Origin of the sequence: Nostoc sp. DedSLP04, assembly GCF_034530775.1 — a bacterium.
Taxonomy (GTDB): domain Bacteria; phylum Cyanobacteriota; class Cyanobacteriia; order Cyanobacteriales; family Nostocaceae; genus Nostoc.
This window is the reverse complement of record NZ_JAVRCL010000062.1, coordinates 10,427-25,611: the sequence shown is the minus strand read 5'-3', so window position 1 is coordinate 25,611 and position 15,185 is coordinate 10,427. Positions and strand designations below refer to the sequence as shown.

Sequence of the window (15,185 nt, the reverse complement as noted above, 5' to 3'; positions counted from 1 at the left end):
CCTTATTTGTCATTGGTCATTTGTCATTCGTCCTTTGTTATTCACCAATGACTAATGACTAATGACTAATGACTAATGACTTAAACTTTCTTGAACTTACCACCCTTAGCAGGGTCACTCCAATCACAAGCAAATCCCTTAGTTTCTTTCACAAATTGATTCCAAGGAACCGGCTCAACTGCTGTCGGAGTAGCATAGACAATATCAAATAAACCATCTTGTCTAACTTCACCAATCCGCACAATTTTGGATATGTGATGATTGGCATCCATTGTCACTTTACCTTCAGGCGCATCTAGAGTTTGACCATAAGCCGCAGCGCTTACCTTAGCTATGTCTGTAGTACCAGCTTTTTGGACTGCTTGTTTCCACAAATAAACTGCAATATACGCAGCTTCCATTGGGTCATTTGTCACCCGATTTTCACCGTACTCTTTTTTGAAAGCTGCTACAAACTTCTTATTAGCAGGTGTGTTTATTGTTTGAAAATAGTTCCAAGCTGCATAATGACCTTTGAGATACTCTACACCAATTGCTTTCACTTCTTCTTCGGCAATACTTACAGACATGGAGGGATATTTATCTGGTGTCAATCCAGCCCCTTTTAATTGTTTGAAGAAAGCAACATTGCTATCACCATTTAAGGTGTTGTAAATCACGCCCCCATTGGGCAAATTTTGCTTGATTTTAGTGATAATTGGTGTAACTTCTGTGTTACCAAGAGGTAAATAATCTTCACCAACTGTTTTTCCGCCTAAAGCTTCTAGTTGAGCTTTAATGATGGTATTAGCTGTCCGAGGAAAAACGTAGTCAGAGCCAACTAAGAAGAATTCTTTGCCCTTATTTTTTAACAGCCAATCAACAGATGGTTCGATTTGTTGATTGGGTGCAGCGCCAGTGTAGAAAATATTTTTAGAACACTCTTGACCTTCGTATTGCACGGGATACCAGAGCATGTGGTTTTTGCTCTCGAATACTGGCTTAACGTTCTTGCGGCTAGCAGAAGTCCAACAACCAAAAACTACAGCGACTTTATCTTGATCGATTAGCTTAGTTGCTTTTTCTCTAAAAGTATCCCAGTTAGAAGCGCCATCTTCGGTAATTGCTTCAATTTGTTTACCTAAGACACCACCAGCTGCGTTAATTTCTTTGATTGCTAATTTTTCAGCATCAACAACGCTTTTTTCACTAATAGACATCGTACCACTCAAAGAGTGCAAAATACCTACTTTGATCGTGTCACCAGCAGTAGCCGCCGCTGGTGAAGCAGCAGGAGGTGCGGCTGGACTTTCTGTCGCAGATGGAGAATTATTCGCGCAAGCTTTCAAAAAAAAGCTGCTACCAAAAGTTAAAGAACCGTAGATTATAAACTTGCGTCGGTTAAATTGTCTTCTCATCTTTGTATGAATTTTCCTGTAGATGAATCAGCCAACTTAATAGAAAGCTGACAATATCAAACTTTAAAGTGTGATAATAGTGCGATAGTTTACTAGTAAAAAGTGACGAATTATACAAAAATCTTTGTTTTTGTAATAAAAAACAAACTTTTTAAGATTAAGCTTTATTAACTTTATAAAGATTCTCATATCTATGCAACACGTTATGGAAAAACAAAAGCTTTCTCTTCCAGAAACGTCTTTGATTCTAGACAGTTAAAAACTGCTAACTATCTAGGCATAAATAAATTTTAAGTTTGTAGTAAGGACTTTAGTCCCGATAATCCTTGCTCTGAGCGATAATATCATGTCCGCCAAATTACCCATAATAAAAGAACCCAACCCCCAACCCCTCCCCGCCTGCGGGGAGGGGAGACAAAGCATAGCTTTGGCGGGGTGGGGTTCTTCGGGTTTAATAAGCAATCAAGCGGACATGATATTATCGCTCACTACAAACTAGGAGTTTATTTTATATTTAATTATGTTTACCTACTTATCTGTTTTCAAAATTCTGGTCTGTGCTGAACAGATAGCTGGTTAACACAACAATAGTTTTAATCAACTACTGCTATTACTCAGATATTCCTGGTTCAATCCGTGCGCCAAGCTGAAGAATTCGTCCAAGGTCGTCAGCGTTTCGCCAGGTTTCAACGATCTTGCCGTCGGCAATATAATGAATGAATGTAGCAGTAAATGTCTGTTGACGGCCGCGACTTGGTATGCCAAGAAAACTCTCTTGGATGCAGGTATTAGTCGCACGCACAACAACTTTGTCACCTTCAGCGATTACGTCTTCAATTGTCCATTTCTGCTGGATAGGCCCAAATGAACCAAAGAGTTTGCGTACCCCTTCAGGGCCGAGGGGAAGTCCTGGTAAACCACCGTGCATTTTCCAATTCGGGGCGGTTATCTCGCAAATTTCTTCAATTTTATGCTCGCTAATAAGTTCTATCCATCGTTGAGCAATGATTTTGTTGTCCTCAATGGAAGACATTGCTGCTGTTCCTCTACTGAAAATTAAGCGAACTCTAGTTATTTATTTAGACAGACAAGCTGCACTATTGTCAATTAACCAAGTTTGAGATTGAATTAAAATCAGTGCAGCACTTAATGTGTCAGCATCAGTAATATTTGTGTTTTTCACTGCGGGGCTTTTAGATTAGCATTTGTGTAATAATTTCATCTTCCTTGCCAGTTGCAAAATTAGCAAAGCGCTTTGCCAAAGGTGGTATAAGTACTAGCGGATTACTAAATCCAGAGAAAACATGAACGCCTTCCAATTCTGGGATAGCACCAATTAAGGGAAGTTGATTGCTACTAAATGCCACTAAGCAGTGATACCAAGTCCCTGGTAAATGCTCTAATGCTGGTAAAATTTGACCAGCACCTTTTCGCAACCATTTTTCGCTTACGTCTGAGTTTACCTCGGCATGAGGATCTGCGATCGCCCGACTAATTTGACCAATGCGGATACTACCATCTTGAAACTGAATTGCACCCACATCTAAAATTGGCGGTACTAACTCATTACCAAGTTCATCCCACAATTCATCAACTTGAGTAGATTCAGCTTCTAGTTGAAACCGTTGCTGATTCGCTGGCATAACTAAGGTGCGTAACTTGACATCAACAAGTGGGGTTTCAATAATTTCTTCGTAGGTAAAATACAGCTTGATGGAAACACCAGCAGACTTGAGCAGCTGGCGGCCCAGTCCACCCGCACAGATGACAACATTAGCGCTGTGGAAAGTTGCATTCGTGGTTTGGACGCCATTTTGCAATACTTGCAATACTTGGGTAATCTGCATTTCACCCCCAGCCCGCTTAAAGGCTTGGATGTAAGCTTGTGCTGTTTTTTCTGGGTGAATATGACCGTGTTTGACAGTTAAAGCCCCAGATATCGCCTCTGGATTTAGCTGCGGTTCCAACTCACAAGCTTCTTGAATACTGAGTAAACGCGGTGGAATGGCAAAATGATTATATGATGCAGCAGTTGTTTCTGGGTCGTTATCGGCTGAAATAGTCAGTAATAAATCTAATTCCCGAAATTGGATATCAGCGTCTAACTCTTGAGATAAGATATGGTAATGTGCGATCGCTTCTTCGCACAATCGCCGAGTTAGTGGTGTACTACCAGACCAATAAGCCAGCCCACCATAACTATAACGAGTTGCATTTTGTGGTGTAACATCTTGTTCTAGCAAAAGTACAGCAAAACCTTTCTTTGCTAGTTCGTAAGAGAGTGTAGCACCCGTAATTCCGCCACCAACCACAATCCAGTCGTAGGTTTTCATATTTTGCAAATTATAAATAGGTTAAGGTAATTCGTAATTGATAATGACGTTCGCGGAGCGTCTCAAAGAGAAGACAGTAATAGTAATTCATCAATCTCTTGAAGATTACCAAGAAATAAATTATCCAATCTTGTGGGGTGGGCGACACGAGAGCCCAAGGCTTGGGGCGGACAAGATGTCCACCCCACAAGAAAAATTGTATGTTTTTTTATTTGTCAGTCCCTAAAACAATAATTTGTACTCAGTTATATAGATATTTCAGTAACTAATATTACTAAAATTATGCATAATTTATTTTCGTTAAAACTCGATAATTACTAATAAAAATTTTTCAACTACTGCTTGACAAGTATAAATTTATACAATAGTATCAGAATACGATCGAGGCGATCGCTAAATCCCGCAAAGAAGACAGCTATCGCCCCTATCTAAACCCCAAAATCGATAAAGACGATCGCCAAATCCCGCAAAGAAGACAGCGATCGCCTTTATATAAACCCCAATATCGGAGTATGAATATCATCATGTCACAATTACCAGAATCTGCCCAGTCCAAGTTAAAACAGTTTTTGTCTGGGGAAAATTTCGATACATCCACCAGCCATCAACCAACCCAACAACCATTACCCCGGCGAGAACCGATAAAACATACATTGATTGGTTCTGCCAAAGCCGTTACCAGCACCATCCACTATTTACAAGTAATTGGTTATGCCAGCGTTGGAGACTGGAGTCCATTAGTACCCACCGAGAATCCAGATAAGGTGATGAGCATTTTAATCCGCCAGATTCTTATCCACTAACCTAAATGTCGAGACGTTGCAATGCAACGTCTCTTTTCTATTCGATTTAGGGACTGATAAATAAAAAAATATACAACTTTTATTGTGGGGTGGGCGACACGAGAGCCCAGTTCATAGGGCGGACAAGATGTCCACCCCACAAGAGTGGATAATTTATTTCTTGGTAATCCTTTACAAAGCAGTAGGTGCGGGTTCGCCGACAGCAGAAACCACGTTTTTACGCACATTACGCTTGCGATCGCTTTTACGAATACCTCCAGCCATCTGATATTCATAGCTATTCTTACCAAATTTATAAGCAATACCACGCAAAATTTGCTCAGAATAATCTGCTAAATCTTGCTCATTTTCAAGGATCTGGGTTAGCAAGACATCAATAGTAGAGAGGGTAGTATTGTATGCTTCTAGAGATTGTCGCAGGCTTTCGATTTTTCCAGTATAATCTTTGACTGACAATCCTTCTCCGACATCTAGACTTGAATTGATAGATTTAACGCTTGCTAGACGTGTTTCAGCTTTGCTAAGAATACGTAAATTTCGTTTTGGTCTTGCCATAATTGTTACTTATTTTTCAAATTTACCATAACTCTATAATGGACAATTGTTTCAAAAGTTGTCATACGTAAAATTATTGGTTTTTATTTAAAAACCTAAAATTTAAGTAATTTCCGGCGACTTCTGATAACGTGAAAGCGGAAGTCGATCCAGAGTGCGCGAAACACTCAAACGTGAAGGCAAAATTCGATCCAGGGAAGACGGAATTCGATCCAGAGTGCGCGAAACACTCAAACGTGAAGGCAAAATTCGATCCAGGGAAGACGGAATTCGATCCAGAGTGCGCGAAACACTCAAACGTGAAGGCAAAATTCGATCCAGAGTGCGCGAAATACTCAAACGTGAAGGCGCGGTGTACACACATCTCTAAAAATCCTACTCACCCAATATTTCTATTCAAATGAAAGTCCCACACTGAGCAAATATCCCGCCCGGAACTAAAGTTCCGGGCTGATAAGCGAAAGTCCTCTAAAAGAGGACTAAACTAAATTTCTTGTTTAGTCTTCTTTTAGAAGACTTTGGTTATGAGACTCGGAATTTATTCCGAGGCGGGATAGATACACTGCACCAACACTTGTGTGTACACCGTAGAGGGGTTGGGGGTGGGGTTCTTTTATTATAGGTAATTTGGCGGACATGATATGAGAACTTAAAACTACGTTCAATAATTGAGAATATTCTCAACTATTTATCGAAAGCTTAAAAACCTGCCTTTGAAAGGGGAATAAAGGAGGGTCTATTCAACTTATGCAAGAAGTCTACTTTCTTAATTACGAATTACCATAAGTTGCTTGTAAACGTTGTAAAAGATATTCTCCCGCCAGAATAGGCGGATAGATAGGCGATTGTTCTTTCTGGCAACTCTCCAAACAAGCAATTTCTGTATCATCATTAGGATGACAGAAAAAAGCCATAGAATACCGCGACTGATTCACTCTTTTATCAGTGGGAATCATCACTCGATGCTTAGTTGAGCAAAATTGATGATTTGTCCACCGTTGCATTAAATCGCCAGTATTGACTATTACAGTATCAGGAATTGCAGGCGCAACAATCCACTCTCTAGATACTGTCTGTACTTCTAACCCGCCAATGTCATCTTGAAAAAGTAAGGTAATACTGCCATAATCGGAATGCTCGCCAGCACGCACCTGTCCGGGTTTCGCTGGTGTCTGCAATGGCGGATAGTGTAATAGTCGCAACGTATGATTTTGTTGATTATGTCTGATAGTAAAAAAATCTTCTGGCAATTCCAATGCCAACGCATAAGCTTGTAATATCGTATTAGCAAGTTCTGTACAACCAGCGTAGAAGGTGACAAGAGAAGCATCTATCCCTAGCGCTTGTTTGTTGATATTAAATGCCTCTTTTAAATCGCCTGGTTGATTGGGGTTAAGACGTTCTCTTTCAATCCCAACGTAACCCATATTACTAAATTCATCACTCCAAGCTTGTTTTTGCTTAACTTCTAAAGCTAAATTGAAAAAAGATTTGCTGTGAGTGAATACTTCCTCGATTAGCTCTTTTGATATTCCCGAATTTTGCAAGTACATGAAGCCAATTTCATGACAAGCCTCATAAATTTGTTTGATGACAGCTTGCCGAGTTATTGCGTTGCCTTTAGTAAAATTAGTGAAATCAATTACTGGAATTCTAACCATTGATTCAAAATACCACATCTTTACGCAGCTTCAGATTTTGAATGCGAGTATCTTCGGTAGCTGGTACATCCTCCTGAGCAAATGGAATCTGTTTAAAGTTAGCAGCCAGATATTCTGCTAATGCATCTTGTTCAGAACCATCAGCAGCAAAGGTGGCTAAACCTGTACGTTTAGCGTCTTTTGATATCAAATCAACCCGTTCTCTTTTAGGAAAAGGATAACCATCACCACCATTTGCGAGGAAGTTTAAGGTGACAACGCGGAAGATGCGATTAGAGTCACCCACTAACTCTGCATTTTTCACCACTACATCAATAATTTTGCCTTTTCCATCTTTGATAGCTAGGGATTTAACACGCTTACCTGCTGGCAAATCTGGATCAAAGCTAAAGGCTAATCCCGCTATTTGGGGAAAACTGCCAGGGGTAGCACCTGGTGCGATGCCTGCTACACTGTGTTCAATTATTACTAGTAGTTCTTTAGCATTCAAAGTTACTAAAGTCAAGCCATTGTTGAACCGTAAAGCATTGGTGATATCAAGTTGGGAAATTTCCTTTTCTTTCTTACCTGCCACAGGATTTGCTTGGGGTGGCAGTTTGATAACATCCCGCGAGCGAGTCGAACCTGGGGGAAAGGTATATATACCAATATTGTCACGGATACCGCCACCATTTTTAATGGAAATGACAGTTTTAGGATCGTATCTCTTTGCGATCGCTAAATTAGCTTCAGCTGTCAAATTCCCTAAATTGGTTTCTTGGGTGCGGACATCACCCCGCCAGCCGTTGAGAAAAACGTTGGTTTTCCCAAAAATCTGACCATCTTGGGCAATAATCACTTTTTTGAGCACTTCTGTAATCGCAACAATTTTAGCATCGGGTTTCCCACCTACAGCTGCTACACCTTGGGAATCAGTCGCATAAGCACCGCTAATTTTGGGGTCAATGCTTTGGGGAATAATTACTCCCTTGGCATCAAAGTTAACTACTAGACGACCAACATAGCGATAGTTTCCATCGGTATTAACTACAGCTATCGGATTACCATCTGCGGCTTTTTTGATGATTGGATAAGTTCCAGCAGATTTATCACCCACTCGCAGACGGTCTGTTTTGTCGGCTAGTAAGGTATTGGAACCACCAGCAACAATAATGTCTACTCCCTTAAGTAATTTTGCTAGCTTTTGTTCAATTGCAATTTGCTGCATGTGTGCCAACAAAATGACCTTATTAATCTCTGGATTTTTTGTCAGCAATGTATCAACAGAAGTTTGAATTTCAGCAGCTAAGGCAGCGATATCTGCGGCATCGCGGTCATTAAATTTTTTAGGCAAGACAGTCACACCACCGGGAGAAGAAATAGTCCGCAGTGTGGGAGTTGTTGCCCCAACTACAGCAATTTTTTCACCATTGACAGTAATAATGGTGCTACGGGCAATTTTATTCGGAATTTTATTTGCCTCTTGCCCATCAGCAGTAACTAATTTTGCCAGGTCTTTATCAGTGCTGAAGTCTAGATTTGCGCTGAGATAGGGAAATTTTGTACCTGGGTAATCTTCTTTAGCACGCAGCAAGTCAGCGACAACACCCGTACCTAAATCAAATTCGTGATTGCCAAAGGCGATCGCACCAAACCCAAGAGCATTTAAAATTAAAATATCTCCCCGCCCCTGTCCACCAAAAGCTGTGTCACTGGCAAATAAAAAGGGACTGGGAATATAAGCATCTCCAGATGAAAGAATTAAGGTATTAGGATAATCAGACTTACCGTCGCGATTAGCATCCTGATTTTTCAGTGCATTCAACACCGCCGAAAAGTTCGGTGCATCCTTCAGCGCCGGGACACCTGCTTCTTGGTCGGAAGTATGTAAAAGTTGTAGTGTGAACCCTGACTTCTGTGCTGTTTTAACTTGCACCACACCACCAGCAGTTCCTAAAAATAAAAATATGCTAGATATAATCAAGCTAGTCTTTAAATCTCGGCGATTAAACTTACTGAAAAATTTACTTTTCCGATTTAAAAAAGACATAATAAATTTTCTAGCTTATCACTGTATTATAAATATCCCATAATAAATATTTCATAAGATAATTTTAATATTCCTTTTCATCTTCACATCTGATTGGAAATTGCCTATGTATAGATAAAAAGCAAGAAAGGTGGGAAAAGTAGGAAAAGTAGGATGTTTTCTATCACCCCTTGATTATCAGGTTATTACACGGTAATTTGAATCTTATGTGCAGCTTTTGAAAAGGAGTTTGGGGGTATGTAAAAAAGTCACTGCAATTTTGAAAGGAAAGTTTTCAAATGAAAAAACTGAAATCAAATAGGGAACTTAGAGTTAAAAAAATGCGCTTTTTTAACTCCTTTTATATTAAAAGTTAATTAATAATCTACCTTTACAGGGCAATTGCAAAGACTGCGAAGAACTTTTCTACTTTCAGTAGACTTTTGTACTCAATGAAAAATCATGTAGCAATCGCCAGTGATAACCATTAGTTGCGATCGCACGAATCAAGGGATACAAAAAATCGCCTGATATGTATACCAATTCAATTAATGATTGCAACACATCCTTGGGTAAAGACGCGACGCCAGTCGCTACAACGGGGAGGCAGCGCGGTCTTGGGGGTTCCCCCCATGAGCGACTGCCGTGGGAACCCCCGCAACGCGCTGGCTCATGAATCGCGTCTCTACAACGTCTCTACAAATGGTCTATTTGTTGCATTCTTTTCTAAAAAATAAATTATCCCAAATTATTTATAGATTTGTAGGGGCGCAAGGTCTTGCGCCCCTACTTAACCTGGCGGGGCTGCTTCTTCAAAGGGACGGATAATCGCCGGCGCTGGTGTCACTTCTGGTTTAAAAATTCCTTGCAATGCTTGTTCTAAGGTTTGCGTCATGACAATCCGGTTTTCGTAAGCAACTACTACTCGTACCAAGGTTGGCAGACTATTCTGTGTAGCTTCTAGATAAATTGGCTCGACATACAGCAGCGATTGCTGAAGGGGAATTACTAGTAAATTGCCTTGAATCGCTCTCGAACCCTGGCGATTCCATAAGGAAATTTGCTGAGAAATTACTGGATCTTGGTTAATCCGCGCCTCGATTTGCTCTGTTCCGTAAATCAGGCGTTCTTTAGGAAAGACGTATAGCAGCAGCTTACCGTAGTTTTTGCCATCCGATCGCGCCGCTAACCAAGCGATTAAATTAGTTCGCTGTTTGGGAGTATAAGGTAAAAACAGAAGAAATTCTTCTCTACCAGAGGCTTCGCCAACAAAGTCTCCGGTGGGTAAACTAGTAATCAAATAATACGGCTCTACCGGACGGGGTTCGCTACCATAGATTTCATTCGGAATCTGCCACTGGTCTTCCCGGTTGTAAAATACTTGGGGGTCGGTCATGTGGTAAGTCATCAACCGCTCAGATTGAATTTTGAAAAAGTCCTCTGGATATCGGGTATGACTGCGGAGATTGACTGGCATTGTACCGAGCGGTTTGAACATATTGGGAAATATCGCTGACCAAGTGGCAATGATTGGATCGCTTCGATCGGCAATGTAAAACTTTACAGTGCCGTGATAAGCATCGATCGCTACTTTGATAGAATTGCGAATGTAATTGATACCATCGCTACCCGTGTCTGAATAGGGATAGCGATCGCTGGTTGTGTAAGCATCAACAATCCAATAAAGATAACTGGGATTACTGGGGAAATCTTGATTAGCAGCAGCAGCGACTAAATAAGGATCGCTGTCAAATTTGAGGAAGGGTGCGATCGCTTGAATTCTTTGCTTGACATTTCGTCGCAGTAGCACTTTTGTATCTGGCAAAAAATCCCGCGTCAGCACCATCTGCCAATCTTTCAAATACATCGCAAATAGCCACCGTCGCCATACTGAACCGATTTCAACGCCACCTAGACCCTCATAAGAGTTGTAAACATTATCACTACCGCTAGGGTAGTCTAGCTCTCTAACTCTTGTGCCAGTCATTACATAAGTATTGGTAATCTCACCGTAATAAATCCGGGGTTGCCCAATGGGAATACTTTCACGAACGGCTTGATTAGAAGTTGTGAGAGCGCTACTATTACCGCTAATATCTTTAACAAAATATTCTGGTAGACCACCCGGCCCAACTGTATTAACTGGACTAACAGTAAACCCGAAACCGTGGGTATAAATTAAATGGCGATTAACCCATGTTTGAGCTTCCTGTGGTACGGCACTGTAGTCTAATTCTCGCGCGGCAATTAATACTTGCCGCCGTTCTGTTGAGTCAACTGCTTCCTGCTTAGGTTTTGGCGGCTGAGGTGAAGGTTGATCTGTTTTGAGAGTATATCGATCGATATCGGCATCGGGGAAACGATAATACGGCCGAATTTGTTGCAGTTGACGGTTGGTTTCTAAAAGTGGTCGCTCATCCCAGAGGCGAATATTCCGAATTGTCGAGGCATTCTTTTGAATATCAACTTCAGTCAGTGTTCCTTGCGGGTTGAAGCTTCTAGAATCAATCGCCTCTAAATCGAATGCTTGACGAGTTAAGGCAATAGTCCGCTGAATGTAAGGTTGCTCTCGTTGCAACTCATTAGGTTGAACAATTAAATATTGCACCACAGTGGGTAAAACAACATCAGCAGCTACAACTAATACTAAATAAACCCCTAACCCATAAAAGAAAAAGCGACGATACCGAGATTTGGATTTCCAGAAAAACGTTCGCCAAAGGAGGTAAGTTGCGATCGCTACTGCCACAATCCCCAAAACCGTGTAAGCTGGCAACTGGACTGTCACATCCGTATAGCTAGCACCATAACTCACTCCCCGGCTAGAATACACCAGTTCATAGCGACTTTGCCAATAACTAAAAGCCACTACCAGCATCAACAAGCCACCCATACCGAATAAATGACGCTGTTGCTGGGGTGAAAAACCAGGGAAAATCCCCTGACTCAAACTATCTGCCGACAAAAGATAAGTGAGAGTAACGGCGACGAAGCCATACAAACATAAACCCATCAGCCAGAGTTCTAGCAGTTCCCAAAAAGGTAAGGAAAATACGTAAAAGCTGATATCTCGACCAAATAAAGGCTCAGTGCTGTTGAAAAGTGTAGGGTGCAAATATTCCAACACCTTTGGCCAGTGTCGAAAGATGATGAAGGCAAAAATGGGACTGGAGAGAATTGCGATCGCAGTCAGTAAAAATTGCGGATAGATTAAGATGGCGATCGCTACTCCCCCAATTAAACCGAGATACCAGACTTGAGAGAAAATCTGCTTCAAAAGTTGCCAGATTGTCTCCGGTCGAAATAGAGCGGGAACGGGTAGAATAGCCTGATTAACTGAAGAATGCCAGTAAAAAAGAGCAATTTGACCATAGTGAGCCAACATTAACCCAATTAACAAGCTCAATATCAGAGTTAAGGGTAATAACCAGCGCAATTTTAATGCTTGAGGGCGTTGTGGCGTAAGTATCCGGGTTTCGTTGCGTCTTAGATAATTAGGACTGAAAAAATTTGTTAATTCACTGTTGAGTTCTGCTTGCTCAATCTTTAAAGACTGGGAATATTTTAGCCGTTGTGCTAAAGCCAGGTTTAGCAGTAGATAGGCAGCAGTTATCCCAGCCACGACTACCCACAAAATACCACGAGTCAGCAGCCTCAACAAAAATACTTGCAGATAGCCGACTTCCCGAAACCAAAAAATCTCTGCTCCCAAACGGCAACCCAGATCCAACAGTAGCCACAGCCCCAAAAATCCGATTAATAGCCTAAAGCCCCATTTCCAATACATTGATATGTAATTTAAGAAGAACGCCAATTTTCTATTTGCAAACCGTTTACTCTTTGAAATTCTCGAACATTAGATGTTACAACAAAAAGCTAAACCACATCTAGTTTGCATATCTAAAATTTATATAACTCTTGTGGGGTAGGCAACATAAGCGCCGTAATTATGCGAGTAAATAACCCATCATTAAAACTCGATTTCGTTAGGTGGTAGCAGTTCGTCTCGATAGGACTCAAAAATAATACTTTTTACTACACCTTGATGTTGCATAATAGTTTCTGGTCAAGTGATGGGTTTTGTTTCTAAGAAAGTAACAAAGACTTTGCTTTCAGTAATACCTTGTGGTTTTTCAGCTAGTTCGATTTTGCCATTTTTATAAATTCCTTCAATGGTTCGTAGCATTGTTTTTACCTCCTATCGAAATTCTAGTAGTATTTATTACTGAACTGGTGGTTCCTGATGCCTTGTCGAACTCAATATAGAGGTGCTTTAGTGTCCGCATGAGTACATTTGGTAAATATTGGTATCCTTCTTGTGCCAAGCGAATGTCCTTCAGGCGTAGCAGCAAACGCTGATATGCAATCTGCATTTCCTTACGAGCAAGCATGGCGCCCAAGCAAAAATGAATGCCATGACCAAAAGATAGGTGGTTGCTGGCATTATGGCGGCGCACATCGAAACGCTCACCTTCAATAAATTTTAGCGAGTCGCGGTTAGCAGCATCGAAGCGGAGCATCACTAAAGACCTAGCTTTGAGATCGACATCTTGGAGCTTTGTATCTTCCGTCACAACTCGCCACATTCCTGCTGTCGGACTTTGCATTCGTAAAACTTCTTCAACAAAGTTCTCTAACAGAGAAATATCTGTTTGTACCAACTTCATCTGCTCTTTGTTGTTTGTCAGCAACAACATCCCACCTGCGATCGCACTGGTGACAGTCTCATTGCCTGCCACTAATATTTGCTGAATTATACTCAGTAGTTCAGCAGTGTCGAGCGATCGCTCTCCATCCACTTTTGCTTGTACCAAGTCAGTAATCAAATCATCTTGAGGCTGTTTTTGGCGTGACTCTATGACATCACGAAAATAATGCTGGAAAGCGACAACATCTTTAGCACACTCAATCTCTTGCTCTCTAGAAAGTATCTGGCCTAAACGCGCAATAAAAGAATCAGACCATTGCTTGAACTTCGGCAAATCTGTTTGCGGCACACCTAACTGTTGAGCAATAACTTTGAGCGGTAAGGGTACGGCAAACTCACTGACGAATTCACACTTGCCGCGATCGATAAAGCTGTCAATCAGTTCATCAACAATCTGCTCAATCAAGTCACGCATTTTGTTGATACGCGACGAGGTAAACGCCTTATTCACCAGCGAGCGAAATCGCTCGTGTTCTGGTGGATCTGCTGTGAGTAGGGTGTTCATCTGAGGCCAGCCTTGAGCAGCAATTTTCTGCAACTCCCGATCGTGTTGTTCTTTGCCAGCTAGTAAAGCCGAGAAATTGCTAGAGAATACTCTTGTATCCTTAAGAATTTCGATCGCTAAGTCATAGCGAGTAACAAGAAAGAGTTTTGCTTCCGTTGTGGGACTTGGTAGCTCCATAATTGGTGCTTGCTCCTGTGCCAGCTTGTAGAATTCATAAGGGCACACAAGCACTTCTGGATTGAAGAAGTTGTAGTCTGACAGATGCTTCATGCTTCTAAGTGATGGTTTGCTGTGACTGATTTTGAGTCAACATCATCTTAACAAGTTACTCACCGTCGGCTCATTGGCGATCGCAGTTTAGGTGCAACGAAAACTGCAACGGTCATCAATGCACATTCTGATGCAGTCGGAGTGCGATGCCTGCGGCGGGCGTAGCCATCGCAACTCCTAACTTCCAACTCTTAACTTCCAACTTCCACCAACTAGCTGATGAAGTTGTAAGTTGAAGTCGGAAGTTACCGCAACGTGCAGCGCTGCAACCAGCCGGAGCGCGATCGCACTCTCAACAAGTTAAAAGTGAGTAGGCAGGCAGGATGCCCGCCTATTCTCAGGTTTTTACGACTACCTACTTACCTCCATTGTCAGATTTTCCTGGTATCCGAAAGTAAGTAATAATCACTGTTTGAACTAGGCTATAGTAAGCCGGACGGCTTCCTGCATCGGCAATTGCCAAACCTAGCGCACCACATACTAAAATAGTAGTGAGTGCAGGCATAATAACGCCTCTATCTAAGGCGTCCTTAATTTGTTTTTTCATATTTGGTCTCACCGTCCTCTTTTCGGGAATGTGTGAATTTGCCTGTCATCTAAACCTTAAAAAGTAACGCTATGCAGTATTAGCTGATGGCACTCAGCTAATGCAAGCACTAGCAAACCCTTCAACCCCTGCTTTAAACAAAGCAGGGGTTGATAATTTAGTTGAAGACATAACAGTAATTTAGCAGATATTATGAGTAGCTACGTCAAGAAAAAATATTTTTTGAAAGTAGTGAACTACTCATTTTACGATTACTTCATGAGTGATTACTCTCATCACCAAAACATAAAAAAAATGCCTGAAAGCTAGATAAGCTAAATATCTTAGTTGAGATAAGCTAAATATCTTAGTTAAGATAAGCTAAATATCTTAGTTAAGATAAGCTAAATATCTTAGTT

General features: G+C 41.2%; 11 protein-coding genes and 1 pseudogene. 1 reads left to right on the top strand and 11 read right to left on the bottom strand.

The window, feature by feature from the left end; all coding sequences use genetic code 11:
* Positions 1-80: 80 nt before the first annotated feature.
* From urtA to RMX89_RS27525, 3 genes are all read right to left on the bottom strand, one after another.
* Positions 81-1,397, bottom strand: a complete 1,317-nt coding sequence (gene urtA / locus RMX89_RS27535; RefSeq protein ID WP_322691161.1) for an urea ABC transporter substrate-binding protein — start codon at positions 1,395-1,397, stop codon at positions 81-83.
* Between the two features lie 610 nt (positions 1,398-2,007).
* The gene (locus tag RMX89_RS27530; RefSeq protein ID WP_322691160.1) at positions 2,008-2,430 is read right to left on the bottom strand and encodes an ester cyclase; all 423 of its coding nucleotides are present in this window, start codon (positions 2,428-2,430) and stop codon (positions 2,008-2,010) included.
* 160 nt (positions 2,431-2,590) lie between these two features.
* A complete protein-coding gene (locus RMX89_RS27525; protein WP_322691159.1) occupies positions 2,591-3,730 on the bottom strand; it encodes an FAD-binding oxidoreductase in 1,140 nt (379 codons plus the stop codon).
* A gap of 524 nt (positions 3,731-4,254) precedes the next feature.
* Between RMX89_RS27525 and RMX89_RS27520 the strand changes: the two genes are divergently transcribed.
* Positions 4,255-4,533, top strand: a complete 279-nt coding sequence (locus RMX89_RS27520) for a hypothetical protein (protein WP_322691158.1) — start codon at positions 4,255-4,257, stop codon at positions 4,531-4,533.
* Positions 4,534-4,704: 171 nt separating this feature from the next.
* Here RMX89_RS27520 and RMX89_RS27515 read toward each other — a convergent pair whose 3' ends face one another.
* The 8 genes and pseudogenes from RMX89_RS27515 to RMX89_RS27480 all read right to left on the bottom strand — a co-directional run bounded on the left by RMX89_RS27515 (position 4,705) and on the right by RMX89_RS27480 (position 14,787).
* Entirely contained in the window at positions 4,705-5,088 is a 384-nt protein-coding gene (locus RMX89_RS27515; RefSeq protein WP_322691157.1) for a hypothetical protein, read from the bottom strand.
* Positions 5,089-5,858: 770 nt separating this feature from the next.
* A complete protein-coding gene (locus RMX89_RS27510; protein WP_322691156.1) occupies positions 5,859-6,749 on the bottom strand; it encodes an isopenicillin N synthase family dioxygenase in 891 nt (296 codons plus the stop codon).
* Positions 6,750-6,753: 4 nt separating this feature from the next.
* Positions 6,754-8,778: a bifunctional metallophosphatase/5'-nucleotidase gene (locus RMX89_RS27505; RefSeq protein WP_322691155.1), complete on the bottom strand. Its 2,025-nt coding sequence runs from the start codon at positions 8,776-8,778 to the stop codon at positions 6,754-6,756.
* 769 nt (positions 8,779-9,547) lie between these two features.
* On the bottom strand, positions 9,548-12,544 hold the full coding sequence (locus RMX89_RS27500; RefSeq protein ID WP_322691154.1) for a UPF0182 family protein: 2,997 nt from the start codon (positions 12,542-12,544) through the stop codon (positions 9,548-9,550).
* A 183-nt stretch (positions 12,545-12,727) separates the two neighbouring features.
* Positions 12,728-12,943 (bottom strand): annotated as a pseudogene (locus tag RMX89_RS27495) (hypothetical protein).
* Entirely contained in the window at positions 12,927-14,240 is a 1,314-nt protein-coding gene (locus RMX89_RS27490) for a cytochrome P450 (protein ID WP_322691153.1), read from the bottom strand. The pseudogene RMX89_RS27495 and the gene RMX89_RS27490 overlap by 17 nt, the downstream one beginning before the upstream one ends.
* 59 nt (positions 14,241-14,299) lie before the next feature.
* Entirely contained in the window at positions 14,300-14,428 is a 129-nt protein-coding gene (locus tag RMX89_RS27485; RefSeq protein ID WP_322691152.1) for a hypothetical protein, read from the bottom strand.
* Between the two features lie 167 nt (positions 14,429-14,595).
* On the bottom strand, positions 14,596-14,787 hold the full coding sequence (locus tag RMX89_RS27480) for a hypothetical protein (RefSeq protein WP_322691151.1): 192 nt from the start codon (positions 14,785-14,787) through the stop codon (positions 14,596-14,598).
* Between the last annotated feature and the right edge of the window lie 398 nt (positions 14,788-15,185).